The organism is Glutamicibacter soli (assembly GCF_003309065.1).
Lineage (GTDB): Bacteria > Actinomycetota > Actinomycetes > Actinomycetales > Micrococcaceae > Glutamicibacter > Glutamicibacter soli.
Genome location: NZ_POAF01000002.1, coordinates 219138 through 234228, shown reverse-complemented (window position 1 = coordinate 234228; position 15091 = coordinate 219138). Strand labels below are relative to the sequence as shown.

The following is a 15091-nucleotide window of genomic DNA, read 5'->3' as shown; positions in this document are numbered from 1 at the left end:
TGCCAACGACAAAGGCGACTCACCTCGTGAAACTCGTGATCGATGCCCGATATACCCGCATTACCCACCACGATGGGATCAGCCGTTTCACGGCAGGGCTGATCGCGGCGGCCTCCGAGCTGGCCGAGGTCACGATGCTGGTCAACGATCCAAGGCAACTGCCGATGCTGCCGGAGGTGCCCTACTTGAAGGTGTCATCCCCAACCAGCGCACTGGAGCCGCTGGTGGCGTTGCAGGTCAACAAGCTGAACCCCGACGTCGTGTTCTCGCCGATGCAGACCATGGGAACCTTCGGTCGCAAATACCCGGTAATCCTGACCCTGCATGACCTGATCTATTATTCGCATCCCCATGCCCCGAAATTCCTGCCGGCTCCGATCCGGCTCGGCTGGTTCCTCTTCCACCAGGTGTATTGGCCGCAGCGCTGGCTCCTGAATCGGGCAGATGCGGTGGCCACGGTCTCCAATACGACAGCCTCCCTGATGCGCAAGCACAACCTGACGCGCAAGCACATTGGATTGGTCTCGAATGCGCCCAGTGGAACCTTCGCTCGGCGCTCGGAAACTGCCGAGCCCAAGAAGACCCTGCTGTACATGGGTTCATTCATGGAATACAAAAACGTCGAGACGCTGCTTGCCGGCATGGCATTCTTGCCCGACTTCGAACTGCACCTGCTGAGCGGAATCGCCGAGCAGCGCCGCAGCGAACTTGAGCAACAGATGCCCGAGGGGGCAAAGGTCATCTTCCATGACGGCGTCAGCGACCAGGAATACGAAAAACTCTTGGGAGAATGCACCGCCTTGGTGACCTTGTCGCGTGAAGAGGGCTATGGGCTGCCGCTGGTTGAAGCCATGAGCATGGGAACTCCGGTGGTCGCCACCGACATGCCGATCTTCCGGGAGGTCGCGGATGATGCAGCCCTCTTTGCCGCACCAGACGACCCCCGAGGTTTTGCGGAGCAAGTGCGCCGGTTGGCGGATCATGAGACTTGGAGCCGGTATTCGCGACTCGCGGTGCTGCGCGCAGAAAATTATTCCTGGGAGCGCTCTGCCCGCCAGTTGATCGAGCTCGCGGAATATGCTTCAAATCACAGGGCAAAGTTGAGGGGGAACGCGGGAAAAGCTTTCCGATCCAAGCGGTGAAACCCGGAAATTCAAGGCGAAAATACCCCTCGGGCGCGGGGGCGCCGCCGATTTGAAAACCCGGCTTGGCCAGTGATAAAGTATATCTCGTTGCAATCCTCCATAGCTCAATTGGCAGAGCATTCGACTGTTAATCGAAGGGTTACTGGTTCAAGTCCAGTTGGAGGAGCGAAATAGACCTCCCAATCGCCTGTGGTGATTGGGAGGTTTCTCTTTTTCGTAGACAGAAGTGCTCAGGTACTGGTCAGGGCACGCACAAATTTTTGCATCGCTTATAGTCAGCCGGTTTCAGGCGATAGACTTTCGAACGAGAACAGATACACCCGTGGCATGAGATCGAGCCATGAGTATTACGCCTGAAGACTGAGTCGCCCGCGACAACTGGAGTGCTAGCGTGAGTACTACCGGTTATCCGGCGATCAAGAATATGGAGAAACCATGTCTGAAGCTGAATCGACGCAGACTGATGAAAGTCTGAAGTCGAGCGTCAAGAGTGCCAAAGCGCAAGTTGAAGGCCTCAAGGAACTTGTTCCGCAGCAGATCTCGGACGAACTCAAGCTCGCGACAACCTTGCTCAAAAGCAAGGGCATCAGCCTGGGCATGGCCGGCGCCATGGCAGGCGCGGCCTTGGTCCTCGTCCTGCTTTTCGGCATTGCCGCCGTGGTCACGTTGATCAACGTACTGGCAATTTGGCTCCCCGGCTGGGCAGCAGCGCTGATCTTGGCCGGATTCTTCCTGATCCTTGCCGCAATTCTGGGACTCGTCGGATACCGCAAGATCAAGAAGGCCATGCCGCTCAAGCCTGAAGCAGCGATCCGCGGCATCCGCCACGATATCGGTGTTCTCAAGGACGGCAGCAACTTCGACGTCAGCACCTTGGACGAACCGCTGAAGAAGAAGTCCGAAGACGCCGAAGGCAAGGACTCCAAGCCCAGCGAGCCGAAGCCTCCGGCACCAAGCGCCGACGAGCTCATCCTGCGCACGAAGCGGCGCCGCCGCCAGATCCAGGCCCTGCGCGACAACCTCGGCGAAAGCATCCAGGTTCCGTTGGCCAAGGTCGACAAGGTGCGCCACTTCGCTGAGAGCACCGGTGAGCGCGTCAGCAATGCCGCCGCCAAGGCACGCAGCTTCGTTCGCCCGTCATCCACTGCCGGTGAAGACCTATCGGAGTCCGACAGAGCCGCTGCAGAACGCATGGAAAAAGCCAAACCTCTCGTCGTAGCAGCAGGATCGGCAACCGCCTTGGCGGTTGTGATCCGCAAGCTCTTCAAGCGCTCCTAGGCTTTGATGCCCAGGGCGGACACGCAACGCCTCGCGGCATGAAAACAACAAGGCCAGAAAGGCACTGACATGGTTTGGATCGCTATTACAGCGGCTCTATGCAGTGCCTTTTGCCTTGCCTTCGGTGCGCATTTCCAGGCCATGGCCGTGCGCAATTCAGTGGGCGGGCTCGACCTGAAGATCGGGAACATCAGCAAGCTCGTGTCCAACGGACGCTGGATGAGCGGATTGCTCCTGATGGTCCTGGGCATGGCGCTGAATGTCTTCGCACTGGCGAACGCTCCGCTGACGGTCGTGCAGCCGATCGGCGCCATCGCCTTGGTCATCACCGCCTTGGTCAATGCCAGGGAATCCGACCTGACGATGAACCGGCCCACGGTACTGGCAATCGCCAGTTGCATGGTCGGCTCGGTGGGCTTCGTGCTCATGGCCATCATGGTGACGAATACCAACCAGAGCATGACGCAGGCCGAAGCCCACCTGATCGAATTCATCCTCGCCTGCGTGGTGGTTGCGGTGGCCCTGTGCACCGTGCTGTTCCACAAAAAGCTCGGGGCCTTCTTCTACATCGCCGGCGCTGGAATCCTGTTCGGGTTCGTCGCCGTGCTGGTACGCATGATTGCCGTGGCAGTCCTGGATCTGGGGGACTCCAGCCTGTCCAAGCTGCCGTGGCTCGCCGGACTCTCCGTGGTCGTCGCAGGCTTGATCGGCTCGTATTTCGTGCAGAAGGCCTACTCCAAGGGGCCTCCTGATCTGGTCATCGCGGGACTGACCGTCATCGACCCGATCATCGGCATTGCCATCGGCGTGATCATCCTCGGAGAGCTCCGGCCGGATGTTCCGGTATTGATCTCGCTGGCCATGCTGGTTGCCGGCATTTTGGCAATCATCGGCGTGGTGGCCCTGTCCAGGCACCATCCCGACGTCATCGAACGGCGGGCCAAGCATGCAGCGCAGGGCAGGAAGAGCCCGCAGGGCGAACAAGAATAGCAGTGCTTCGCAGCACGCAATGGAATCTGTACATGTTGAACGACAAAGGATGCTTGTGGCCGAGGATAAACCGCTGACCATCGTCATCGCCGCCGATACCTACCCGCCGGATGTCAACGGCGCCGCCATGTTCTGCTACCGCCTGGCTACGGCCATGCACGAACGCGGACACCGGGTCCACGTTTTGGCCGCGCGCGGCGAGTCCGGCCGGACCTACACCGAGGTTCGCGACGAGGCCATCGTCCACCGGCTGAAGTCGCACTCCGTGCCGACCCACGATTATTTCCGCATCGTTTTCCCGTGGGAGGTCAATCGGCAGATCGATAAGCTGCTGGCGGAGATCAAGCCTGACGTAGTGCATGCGCAAAGCCATTACATGATCGGCCAGCACACCATCGCCTGGGCGCGGAAGAACAAGGTCCGCTCCATCGCGACGAATCACTTCATGCCCGAGAACCTGGATCCATTCCTCCCGTTCCCGGTCTGGTTCAAGAAGATCGTCGCGCACAACTCGTGGCGGGACATGGGAAAGATCTTCGGCCGCGCCGAAGCCGTCACCACACCGACGCCACTGGCCGCGAAGGCCATGCGCGAACGAGCCCGGCTCAAGGACGTCCTTCCGCTGTCCAACGGGATCGAGGTCGGGAACTACGAACTGGCTGCAGGGGAGACCGTCTCCAAGAACGCGGAGCCGACCATTCTCTTCGCAGGCCGCCTGGCCGTGGAAAAGAACATCAACGAGTTGATTGAAGCACTGCCGCTGATGCACTCGGTGCCGAACGCGATTCTCGAGATTGTCGGAGGCGGAGAGCAGCGCAAGAACCTGGAACGCATCGCGGCCGAGCAGAAGGTCAGCGACAGGGTGCGATTCCTGGGCCATGTATCGGACGAGGAATTGCGCAAGGCCTACCTGCGCTGCGACGTGTTCTGCCAGCCGGGCACCGCAGAACTGCAGTCGCTGGTGACCTTGGAGGCGCTGTCCGCGTCCAAGCCCGTGGTGCTGGCCAACGCCATGGCCCTGCCGCACCTGGTAGATGAGGGCGTCAACGGCTACATGTTCACCCCGGGCGACCGGCAAGACCTTGCAAAGAAGCTGGAGAAGGTCCTGCAGCTCGACGAAGCTGGCCGGGCCAAGCTGGGCAAGGCTGGGCACCGCAAGGTGCTGAACCATGCGCAGGAGAAAACAATGAATGCCTTTGAAGCCCTGTACCGCGGACACAAGGTGACCATGCACTAATTGGGTTCGGGCCCGTGCGCCGAATCGGCGTTTGGGCTGGTGATGCCCTAGAATATTTCGAGTGTGCTTCCCCTGAAACTTCAGGAAAGCTCGCGGATGGGGAGTTAGCTCAGTTGGTTAGAGCAGGGGACTCATAATCCCTTGGTCGTCGGTTCAAGTCCGTCACTCCCTACATCTCGGGTCGCCCGGTGATCTGCGCCAGCAGATCGCCGGGCGATTTTTCGGTTTCAAGTCTTCAGTGAATTGCCTGCAGTCCTGTTGAAACGGCGCAAGCCTAATGCAAAGGCAACAGGATCGATGGCCGCAGATCCCTGATAAGCAGCGCCGGATCAATGTATTCGCCATCGAGTCGGACACCCCAGTGCAGGCAACGCTTCGAGCAATGCGCTCCGGTGGCCACGGTTCCGACGTTGTCTCCCGCCTCGATCCAGGCGCCGGCCGCGAGCTCGCTGCTGACAGGTTCCAGGCTGGTGACAAAACCAGAGCCGTGGTCGATCACAAGCACTGGTCGGTCCACGACCGTGGAACGGAACGCGACCTTTCCCCGGTGGGGTGCCAGCACGCTTGTGTCCTCGGCTGCCCGCAGGTCCACACCGCGGTGCCCGGCGAGCCATTTCTGTTCGGGCTTGTCGAACGGGGTCAGGATTGCGGGCTCGCCGGCCAGCGGCCATTGCCATCCCGGGCGGGCGGCGGCTGTGGGCAAGGAGCCTTGTGCGGCCGTGTTGCCAGATGTGCCCGCGGCAGTCAGCATGATGCCCAAAATCAGCAGTTGGATCAGTGCGAGTACTCGAAGGGGTTTCATGGATCCACCCTGCGATGCCCCGGGCCGACCGGTGTTGGATTCACCGCTGATTGTGGGCAGCGCGGTGGGCGCTAGATCACCTTGCTCTCGGGCGAAGCGGCCCCTGGGGGTGTAGTACACTGAAAAGTGCAGTTTTCTGTCAGAGGTGTGTCCAAAATCGGATGCTCCGGGCAGGAAATTGACTTCGCGCATGAAGTTCTTCCTCGCGCAAGCGGGGAAGCCGGCCGTTCCAGTGGTCCGAGAGAATCGGTGGACGGCGTGCGGAATGCCAAGCATTCCGGGGTTCATGCCAGGGCGGATGTTCACAATGTACATCTGCAACAACCCAAACAACTAGGGCAGTTACCGCGGGCGTTCGTGCGCCCGGTCCGCTACTGCTGAAAGGAGTTGCGACATGCCAGTCGTAACCATGCGAGAGCTGCTGAACAGCGGCGTACACTTCGGCCACCAGACCCGTCGCTGGAACCCGAAGATGAAGCGTTTCATCCTGACCGAGCGCAACGGCATCTACATCATCGACCTGCAGCAGTCGCTGTCGTTCATCGACCGCGCCTACGACTTCGTCAAGCAGACCGTTGCACACGGCGGCTCGGTGCTGTTCGTCGGCACCAAGAAGCAGGCTCAGGAAGCAATTGCCGAGCAGGCTAACCGCGTTGGCCAGCCATACGTGAACCAGCGCTGGCTCGGCGGTATGCTGACCAACTTCCAGACCGTCTCCAAGCGCGTTCAGCGCATGAAGGAACTGGAAGAGATCAACTTCGACGACGTTGCCGGTTCGGGCCACACCAAGAAGGAACTGCTGCTGCTGAAGCGCGAGCTGACCAAGCTGCAGAACAACCTCGGTGGTATCCGCAACCTGACCCGCACCCCGTCGGCTATCTGGATCGTTGACACCAAGAAGGAACACCTGGCAATCGACGAAGCTCAGAAGCTGGGCATCCCTGTTGTCGCCATCCTGGACACCAACTGCGATCCTGACGAAGTCACCTACCCGATCCCGGGTAACGACGACGCCATCCGCTCCGTCAACCTGCTGACCCGCGTTGTTGCCGACGCAGTGGCAGAGGGCCTGATTGCCAAGAACAACAAGGCTGCAGGCAAGACCGAGGGCGCCGCTGAGCCACTGGCTGAGTGGGAGCGCGAGCTGCTCGAGGGCGAGAAGGCCAAGGCCGAGGCTGCTGCCGAGACCGAGGCTCCAGAAGCCAAGTAGTCACTTCCGTGACTTCTGGAGTTTCCCTTTAGGCACTAGCGTGCTGTGAAGGGAAACTCCACACTCTCGTGGGACGGGTTGGGTATCCGACCCGTCCCACGAGCAAACTAACTTGAAACTCCTAGCTGAATGGGATTGCACGTGGCAAACTACACCGCTGCTGATATCAAGGCACTGCGCGAGCGCACCGGCGCCGGCATGATGGACGTTAAGAAGGCTCTGGACGAGGCCAACGGCGACGCCGAGAAGGCCATCGAGATCATCCGCGTCAAGGGCCTGAAGGGCGCTACCAAGCGCGAAGGCCGCTCGACCGCCGAGGGCCTGGTTGCCGCCAAGGTCGAGGGCAAGGCCGGCGTCATGATCGAGATCAACTGCGAGACCGACTTCGTTGCCAAGAACGACAAGTTCATCACCCTGGCCAACAAGGTCCTGGACGCAGCTGTCGCCTCGGGCGCAGCCGACGTCGAGACCCTGCTGGCTTTCGAGGTTGACGGCAAGACCGTTGGCGACACCGTCATCGAAGAGGGCGCAATCCTCGGCGAGAAGGTTGTTGTCCGCCGCGTAGCACGCGTTGAGGGCGAGCACGTTGCTGCTTACCTGCACAAGACCAGCAAGGACCTGCCTGCCCAGGTTGGCGTGCTGCTGGCTGTCGACTCCGCTTCGGAAGCTGCTGCTGCCGTGGCCCACGACGTTGCAGTGCACACCGCCGCAATGGCACCGACCTACCTGACCCGCGACGAGGTTCCAGCAGACAAGGTTGCCGACGAGCGCCGCATCGCTGACGAGACCGCTCGCGCCGAAGGCAAGCCAGAGGCCGCCCTGACCAAGATCGTTGAAGGCCGCCTGACCGGCTTCTTCAAGGAGCTTGTCCTGGTTGACCAGGCCTTCGCCAAGGATGCCAAGAAGTCCGTTGGTTCGGTTCTCGAAGAGGCCGGCACCAAGGCTGAGGCCTTCGCTCGTTTCCGCGTAGGCGCCTAAGCTTCACCGCCGAAGGCAATCGCACGAAATGTGTTCGCGGCCGCTAGCCGGCCGCACTAGAGAAAAGGGAGGTGGGCACCGAGCATACACTCGGTGACTCGCCTCCCTTTTCTCGAGCCCGGATCTCAAGGTAGCTTGGGACTCGGGATGATCCCCTCACCACAGAATTACCAACTGCAGGAGTTAGACCCCATGTCAACCAGCCCAGAAACCAAGCGTCGCCGCGTACTGCTCAAGCTCTCAGGAGAAGTTTTCGGCGGCGGCAAGGTGGGCGTCGACCCGAAGACCGTGCGCGGCATCGCCGAGCAGATTGCCCAGACTGTGGGCGAGGTCGAGGTGGCGATCGTCGTCGGCGGCGGCAACTTCTTCCGCGGCGCCGAGCTGTCGGCTTCGGGCATGGACCGCTCCCGCGCAGACTACATGGGTATGCTCGGCACCGTGATGAACTGCCTGGCCCTGCAGGACTTCCTGGAGCAGTGCGGCGTCGAGACCCGCGTGCAGTCGGCCATCGCCATGGCCCAGGTCGCGGAGAACTACATCCCGCGCCGCGCAATCCGCCACATGGAAAAGGACCGCGTGGTCATCTTCGGCGCGGGCGCCGGACTGCCGTACTTCTCCACCGACACCGTCGCGGCCCAGCGCGCCCTGGAAGTCGACGCCGACGAGGTGCTGATGGCCAAGTCGGGCGTGGACGGCGTGTATACCGCCGATCCCAAGACCGACCCGACCGCCACCAAGCTCGACACGCTGACCTACACCGAGGCGCTGGTCAAGAACATCCGCGTGATGGACCAGACCGCCATGACCATGTGCCAGGACAACAAGCTGGACATGCTGGTCTTCGGCATGGAAGGTGAGGGCAATGTCACCCGCGCCATCCGCGGCGAGCGAATCGGCACCACCGTCACCGCATAAGCGGTGAACGTGGCATAGGATTGTTCTAGATTTATTTTCCCTTGGTGGAAACAGCAATGAGTACTTGAGGAGTACCGGTGATTGACGAAACCCTGGCGGAAACCGCCGAAAAGATGGACCGCACCATTGAGGCCGCGAAGGAAGACTTCGCCACGATCCGCACCGGCCGTGCACACCCTGGCATGTACTCGAAGGTCATGGTGGACTACTACGGCTCGCCGACCCCGCTGCAGCAGCTGGCTTCCTTCGCCGTGCCAGAGGCCCGCACCATCACCATCACCCCGTTCGACGTGACCGCCCTGCGCGAGATCGAAAAGGCGCTGGGTGATCCAGAGGTCGGCGCCAACCCGTCGAGCGACGGCAAGATGATCCGCGTGACCCTTCCGGTGCTGACCGAGGAGCGCCGCAAGGAGTACGTCAAGCTGGCCCGCGCCAAGGGCGAGGATGCCCGCGTTGCACTGCGAAACCTGCGCCGCAAGGCCAAGGACGCCATCGACAAGTTCGTCAAGGACGGCGAGATCGGCGAGGACGAGGGCAACCGCGGTGAAAAGGACCTGGACGCACTGACCAAGAAGCACGTTGACGCAGTCGACGAGATTCTGAAGAACAAAGAAGCCGAGCTGCTGGAAGTCTAATGCCAGGCTCGACAGATCACACTGAGGGCACGGCTTCGGCGGTGCCCTCAGTGGCATCCGGTGAAGCCAAACCCCTGACCCGCCGCGAGGCGAGAGCCCTGCACGAAGCCCAGCAGAAGGAAGCCAAGCGCCGCGGCAAGAAGCCTGCCGCGCGCGAACCCGAGGACGCAGGCCCGCCGCAGCCGGTGATTGAACCGGGGATGCCAGCCGCGAGCGCCGCGGTGGACTCGCAGCAGGCCAAACAGCGCGCCAAGGCGGCTTTCACCGCGGAGGACCGCTCTCCGGTTCCTCCCGAGGAACTCAAGGTCGAAGGTCCTGCCGAGCCCCCTCCGGTCAGCGAGTCCGAGGACCTGGCTGAAACCGGTGAACCGGACGCCGCCCGGGCCTCGATCCCGACCGAACTGCTGGTCGGCGCGCCGGCCGAGCCCAAGAAGTCCCGGGCCGGGCGCAACCTGCCGGCCGCCATCGGCGTCGGACTGCTCATGCTCGGACTGGTGCTCGCGGGCCTGTTCCTCTACGAGCCTCTGCTGGTCGGACTGATTGTGGCCCTGGCCGGGGTGGGCAGCTGGGAAGTCGCCCGTGCGACCACCCACGCCAAGACCTCGGTCCCGCTGGTTCCGCTCTTCCTCGCCTCGGCGATGCTTCCGATCAGCGCGATCTGGGGCGGGCTGGAAGCCATGGGCTTCACCTACATGATCTGCCTGGTCATCGCGCTGCTGGTGCGGTTGACGGAGGGGCTGAAGGGGGCCGCGGCCTCGGTGATGAGCAGCGTGTTCATCATCAGCTGGGTCCCGCTGCTGCTGTCCTTCGCGCTGCTGATCCTCGAGGAGCCCAACGGCCAGTGGCTGATCGCAACGATCCTGCTGCTGGCGGTCAGCAACGACACCTTCGGCTATATCGTCGGGGTGCTGTTCGGCAAGCATCCCATGGCCCCGAAGATATCGCCCAAGAAGTCCTGGGAGGGCTTCGCCGGCTCGATGCTTGGATCCATGGCGGTCGGCGCCCTGGCCATGCACTTCTGGCTGGACATGCCATGGTGGACCGGCGTGATCCTGGCGTTCTTCACCACGATCGCGGCAACCACGGGAGACTTCTCCGAATCCATGATCAAGCGCGAGCTGGGCATCAAGGACATGAGCAACCTGCTGCCGGGCCATGGCGGCATCATGGACCGGCTGGACTCGGTGGTCTTCGTCGTCCCGTTGGGCTACCTGATCTCCCACTTGCTGACATGGAGTGTTTCCCTGTCATAGGCCGCAGCACCGGCGCGGTGTGATCCTTTCCCATGGATGACGCCCGCCGGTGTGGCTTTTAACCCATGCCTTGGCTCACGCCATAGAATAACTAGGGATCGCGGATCACCTCGATCCGCCCCTGACTTTATCGAGAGAAGAAGGATCAGTCGTGTCGCAGCAGCAAGATGCTCCGTTTTCCCGGGTCCCGGATTCGGAATTCGGCTACAACGTCAAGCAGGTTGATGCGTTCCTCAGCCGCGCCCGTGCCACCTTCAACGGCGGGGGCAACGACGACAGCGTGGTCACCAGCCACCTGATCCGCCGCACGACCTTCGCCCCGCAGAAGGGCGGCTACCAGGCCCGCGAGGTCGACGGCGCGCTGGACCGGCTGGAAGACGTCTTCGCCAAGCGCGAGCGCGACGACCTGATCGCCCACCAGGGCGAGGAAGTCTGGCTGCAGCAGGTAGGCCGCCTGGCGGCGATCCTGCGCGGGCGACTGCACCGTGCCAAGGGGGAGCGCTTCCGCCGCCCCTCGCGCACCAACGCTTCGAGCTACAACGTCGAAGACGTGGACCGCTTGTGCGACCAGCTGATCGACTACTTCGAGAAGGACGTGCCGATGTCAGTGGACACCGTGCGCCGCGTGGAGTTCCGCTCGTCCACCGGAACCGACGGCTACGAGGAGTCGCAGGTCGACGCGTTCCTCGACCGCGTGGTCGAGCTGATGGCCTCGATCGACTAGCACCGCGCAGCTTCACAGGCCGCCGCCTGCCCGGGTTATTCCCCGGCGGCCGGCGGCCTTGTGCGTCTCTGCACACTCCACGTGCTGGTGGGCGGTGGATCAGAAGGCGGAGTCGCGGTCCGGAACGTGCAGCCGGGCCATGATGCGGTCCGCATTGGCGGGGACGCTGCGCGCGGTGGCGCGGGAGACCGCGATCATGACCACGAAGGCCAGCGGGACGCTCCAGGCAGCCGGCTGGCGCAGCATGTGGAACCAGAGGGTGTCGACCTCGGGCAGCAGGCTGGAAATCATCAGTGCCAGGCCGCAGGCGGCCGCGCCGGTCAGCATGCCGGCAATGGCTCCGCGGGCGGTCAGCGAGCGCCACCAGATGCCCAGCAGCAGCAGCGGGCAGATGGTCGAGGCGGTGAAAGCGAAGACGTTGCCGATCGCTCCGGCCAGCGCCAGCGAGCTGGTCACCACCGCGATGAACACCGGCAGGGCGGTGGCCAGCACGGTGGAGATGCGGAAGCCCCGCACGGTCCCGGCGAAGAATTCCTGGGACAGCGCCCCGGCCAGCGAGACCACTAGCCCGGAGGTGGTGGACAGGAACGCGGCGAAGGCGCCGCCGACCACGATCGCGGTCAGCGAGTCGCCCAGGAACCCGTCCAGCACCGCCGAGGGCAGCAGGAGCACCGTGGCGTCGGTCTCCGCGTTGCCGCCCAGCTGCGGGGCGTAGAGCAGACCCAGCACGCCGAGGGTGGTGGGCAGCAGGTAAAACACCGAGAGCAAGCCCAGCACGATCACGGTAGTGGAACGTGCGGCCTGCCCGGTGGGGTTGGTGTAGAAGCGCACCAGCACGTGGGGAAGGCCCAGGGTGCCGAAGAGCAGCGCGAGGATGATGGAGATGGTCTCGTACAGGTTCAGCCCGGCCACCGATTCCAGCTGGGTCGCGATGCTGTCGAGGCGCGCGGTGCTGGACTGCTCTGGGATCACCTGGAAGAGCAGGAAGATCGTGGGGACCACGAGCGCTGCCAGCTTGAACCAGTACTGGAAAGCCTGGACGAAGGTCACCGAGCGCATGCCGCCGGAGACCACCGTGATGCACACGACCGCAGCCACGATCACCGGTCCGAGCCATCCGGGCAGCCCGGTGGCGATCGATAGGGTCAGGGCCGCCCCATGCATCTGCGGGACGATGTACAGCCAGCAGATCACCACCACCAGGTAGGTGGTGATCTTGCGCAGCGACTTGGATTCCTCGAAGCGGATCTGGGCGAAGTCGGGGATGGTATAGGCCTGCGAGCGGCGCAGCGGCGCGGCGACGAACAGCAGCAGCATCAGGTAGCCAGCCGTGTACCCGATGGGGAACCAGAGCCCGGACTGGCCGGAGAGCACGATCAGCCCGGCCACACCCAGGAAAGAGGCGGCCGACAGGTATTCGCCGCCGATGGCCGAGGCGTTCCACCACGGGCGCACGGTGCGGCTGGCCACGTAGAAATCGCTGGTGGTGCGCGACAGGCGCAGCCCGTGGAAGGCGATCAGCATGGTGGTCACGCAGACCACCACCAAGGCCAGGGCTGAAAGCAGATTAATCACGGCTGATGCTCCGGTAGCGTTTTTCATTGCGGGCCGCCGCGCCGTTGAACAGCATGCCGGCCACGATGATCAGCGGATAGATCCCCACCCCGAGAATCCACCATGGCAGGGGTATATGCCACAAAGTGAATTCATAGACCGTCGGCCAGAGGGCCAGCAGCGCACTGATACCCACGAGCATGGTCAGCAGCCCTGCGGCCACGGCGCAGGCCAGCCGCAACTGGGAGCGGATCAACTGCTGGACGTAGAATTCCTGGGCCGTATGTTCCGGCTTGACCGCGGAAACGGTCAGCGAGGCATTCTGGGGAGCCTGGACGCGTACCCGCTGCGGACGCTGCTGGGCAAAGCGTCCAGGCAGGGGAGCCTCCGGGGAGTCGCGCTTCACGGAATCACGCCGGGCCTAGAGCGGGCGGACGCGGTTGGCGGCCAGGCGCTCGCGCAAGTAGGGCAGGGCGCGCCGGGAGATCGGCAGCTCGGTCCCGTTGACCAGCACGGCCGCCTTGCCGGTCTGCAGCCGGACGTTTTCGATCTTGTCCATGCTCACCAGGTAGGAGCGGTGGATGCGCACGTAACCAGACTCCGCCCATTGCTGCTCCAGATCATTCAACGGGACGCGGATCAGATAGCTGGAGTCCTTGGTATGCAGGCGCGCGTAGTCCCCCTGGGCCTGGACGTAGGCGATGTCGCCGCGGGGGATGAGCTTGGTGATGCCGCCCTGGTCCACGGTGATCATTTCGGGTTTGGCGGGGGCTTCCTCCACGAGCTCGCACAGGCGGCGCACGGACTCGGCCAAGCGCTGCGGGCGGATGGGCTTGAGCACGTAGTCGACCGCGGCGAGCTCGAAGGCTTCCAAGGCCTGGTCCTCGTCGGCGGTCACGAAGACCACCAGCGGCGGGTTGGCGAAGCGGGAGATGACCCGTGCGATATCAAGGCCGGAGAGCGCGGGCATGTGGATGTCGAGGAAGAGCGCGTCCACTTCGTTTTCCTCCAGCGCTTTCAACGCCGCGGCGCCAGAGGTTGCGCGATGGATTTTCCCGATTCGGGAGTCCTGGCTCAGGAGGAACGCGATCTCTTCCACTGCCGGAAGTTCGTCGTCGGCGACAACCACATTAATCATGAGTTGATTCTATCGTTTCTGTTGTGTTTGCCTTCGGGACCCATGGAATTCATTCGTCGATCGATGCCGTGCCCGGAGCCAGGAACTTCGGGATGCGCAAGGTGATCTGCGTACCTGCGCCTGGCGCGGTGTCGATGATCAGCCCGTTCGAATTGCCGTAGAGCTGGCGAAGCCGCACGTCAACGTTGCGCAGACCCACATGCATGTTGACCGTGGTGCCTGCCAGCACGCTGGACAGCTGCTCCGGATCCATGCCCACGCCGTCGTCTTCCACGCTGATGACCGCGTGCATCCCGTCCTCGGTAGCGGTGATGGAAATAACCCCGCCGTCGGGCCTGGCTTCCAGGCCGTGGCGAACCGCGTTTTCCACCAGCGGTTGCAACGAGAGGAACGGGATCCTGGTCGAGAGCACTTCCGGGGCGATCTGCAAAGACACCTTGATGCGGTCGCCGAAGCGGGCCTTTTCCAGCAGCAGGTAGCGGTCGATGGCCTCCAGCTCCTCGGCCAGGGTGGTGAATTCCCCACGGCGGCGGAAGGAATAGCGGGTGAAGTCAGCGAATTCGATCACCAGCTCGCGGGCGCGGGCTGGATCCGTGTTGATGAACGAGGCGATGGCGTTCAGCGAGTTGTAGATGAAGTGGGGCGAAATCTGCGCGCGCAGGGCCCGCATCTGCGCTTCGAGCAGCATCGCCTTGTTCTCATCCAATTGCGCGGTGGAGACCTGGGCGGAGACGAAAACCGCCACCTCCGAGACGGCGCGGACGAATCCAGCCCCGGCACGCGGGGTCAGGGCGGTCACCGTACCCACCGGCTGGTTTCCCACCATGATCGGGGCGGCCACGAAATCCTGGCCGGAGAGCCGCTTCACCTGCGTTTTGCCGGTGGCCAGCGCGGTGCTGAATGCTTCCGAAGCTTGCTCTTCGAGATCCGCGGTGAATTCGATGCCGGCATCCGTGGCAAGGATGTGGCGGGTGTCGGAGATCAGCAGGACCGGGCAGTTCAGCAGCCTGCGCAGCGCCTTGGCGCTCTTCGCGGCTCCTTCCACTGTCAGCCCCCGTTCCAGGTGGGGAACGGCGACGGACATGTGGTGCAGGGTGGTGAAGGTCGCTTCCTCCGCGTCGGTGCCCATCTCCTTGGTTGAGCGGGAGATCTTGAATCCGAAATACCCGATGACGGCAATGCCGACCGTCACGATGGTGACGATGAGGGTGATCTGCAGGGCTGGGGACATA

At 62.9% G+C, this 15091-nt stretch carries 15 protein-coding genes and 2 tRNA genes; 12 read left to right on the top strand and 5 right to left on the bottom strand.

Features of this window, described 5'->3' with window-relative positions; translation table 11 throughout:
* Nucleotides 1-26: 26 nt before the first annotated feature.
* From C1H84_RS04655 to C1H84_RS04630, 6 genes are all read left to right on the top strand, one after another.
* Nucleotides 27-1142 (top strand): glycosyltransferase family 4 protein, encoded by a 1116-nt coding sequence (locus tag C1H84_RS04655; protein WP_113606686.1) that lies wholly within the window; start codon nt 27-29, stop codon nt 1140-1142.
* Nucleotides 1143-1238: 96 nt separating this feature from the next.
* Nucleotides 1239-1311, top strand: a tRNA-Asn gene (locus C1H84_RS04650).
* A 269-nt stretch (nt 1312-1580) separates the two neighbouring features.
* Nucleotides 1581-2423, top strand: coding sequence for a phage holin family protein (locus tag C1H84_RS04645; RefSeq protein ID WP_052772603.1), 843 nt, complete (start codon nt 1581-1583; stop codon nt 2421-2423).
* A 69-nt stretch (nt 2424-2492) separates the two neighbouring features.
* Nucleotides 2493-3413: a DMT family transporter gene (locus C1H84_RS04640; protein ID WP_047121033.1), complete on the top strand. Its 921-nt coding sequence runs from the start codon at nt 2493-2495 to the stop codon at nt 3411-3413.
* Nucleotides 3414-3462: 49 nt separating this feature from the next.
* Entirely contained in the window at nt 3463-4650 is a 1188-nt protein-coding gene (locus C1H84_RS04635) for a glycosyltransferase (protein WP_047121034.1), read from the top strand.
* Nucleotides 4651-4748: 98 nt separating this feature from the next.
* Nucleotides 4749-4822, top strand: a tRNA-Ile gene (locus tag C1H84_RS04630).
* A gap of 102 nt (nt 4823-4924) precedes the next feature.
* Here the strand turns inward: C1H84_RS04630 and C1H84_RS04625 are convergent.
* Complete coding sequence (locus tag C1H84_RS04625; protein ID WP_342352843.1) at nt 4925-5644, bottom strand: M23 family metallopeptidase; 720 nt, start codon at nt 5642-5644, stop codon at nt 4925-4927.
* Nucleotides 5645-5846: 202 nt separating this feature from the next.
* Between C1H84_RS04625 and rpsB the strand changes: the two genes are divergently transcribed.
* From rpsB to C1H84_RS04595, 6 genes are all read left to right on the top strand, one after another.
* Nucleotides 5847-6662 carry a 30S ribosomal protein S2 gene (rpsB, locus tag C1H84_RS04620; protein ID WP_047121036.1) on the top strand — a complete coding sequence of 272 codons (816 nt, stop codon included), beginning with the start codon at nt 5847-5849 and terminating at the stop codon, nt 6660-6662.
* A 141-nt stretch (nt 6663-6803) separates the two neighbouring features.
* Nucleotides 6804-7640 carry a translation elongation factor Ts gene (gene tsf / locus C1H84_RS04615; protein ID WP_047121193.1) on the top strand — a complete coding sequence of 279 codons (837 nt, stop codon included), beginning with the start codon at nt 6804-6806 and terminating at the stop codon, nt 7638-7640.
* Nucleotides 7641-7832: 192 nt separating this feature from the next.
* The gene (gene pyrH, locus C1H84_RS04610) at nt 7833-8555 is read left to right on the top strand and encodes a UMP kinase (RefSeq protein ID WP_047121037.1); all 723 of its coding nucleotides are present in this window, start codon (nt 7833-7835) and stop codon (nt 8553-8555) included.
* A gap of 77 nt (nt 8556-8632) precedes the next feature.
* Nucleotides 8633-9190: a ribosome recycling factor gene (gene frr / locus C1H84_RS04605; protein WP_047121038.1), complete on the top strand. Its 558-nt coding sequence runs from the start codon at nt 8633-8635 to the stop codon at nt 9188-9190.
* Nucleotides 9191-9240: 50 nt separating this feature from the next.
* On the top strand, nt 9241-10443 hold the full coding sequence (locus C1H84_RS18485; protein ID WP_244910807.1) for a phosphatidate cytidylyltransferase: 1203 nt from the start codon (nt 9241-9243) through the stop codon (nt 10441-10443).
* A gap of 151 nt (nt 10444-10594) precedes the next feature.
* Nucleotides 10595-11167, top strand: a complete 573-nt coding sequence (locus tag C1H84_RS04595; protein WP_047121039.1) for a DivIVA domain-containing protein — start codon at nt 10595-10597, stop codon at nt 11165-11167.
* Nucleotides 11168-11266: 99 nt separating this feature from the next.
* Here the strand turns inward: C1H84_RS04595 and C1H84_RS04590 are convergent, their stop codons facing one another.
* From C1H84_RS04590 to C1H84_RS04575, 4 genes are read right to left on the bottom strand one after another with little or no spacing between them, the layout of a single operon-like run.
* The gene (locus tag C1H84_RS04590; protein ID WP_113606905.1) at nt 11267-12691 is read right to left on the bottom strand and encodes a sodium/solute symporter; all 1425 of its coding nucleotides are present in this window, start codon (nt 12689-12691) and stop codon (nt 11267-11269) included.
* Nucleotides 12692-12734: 43 nt separating this feature from the next.
* Nucleotides 12735-13127, bottom strand: a complete 393-nt coding sequence (locus tag C1H84_RS04585) for a hypothetical protein (protein ID WP_052772604.1) — start codon at nt 13125-13127, stop codon at nt 12735-12737.
* Nucleotides 13128-13142: 15 nt separating this feature from the next.
* Nucleotides 13143-13859, bottom strand: a complete 717-nt coding sequence (locus C1H84_RS04580; RefSeq protein WP_047121040.1) for a LytR/AlgR family response regulator transcription factor — start codon at nt 13857-13859, stop codon at nt 13143-13145.
* Nucleotides 13860-13908: 49 nt separating this feature from the next.
* Nucleotides 13909-15090, bottom strand: a complete 1182-nt coding sequence (locus C1H84_RS04575) for a sensor histidine kinase (protein WP_047121041.1) — start codon at nt 15088-15090, stop codon at nt 13909-13911.
* Nucleotide 15091: the final 1 nt, after the last annotated feature.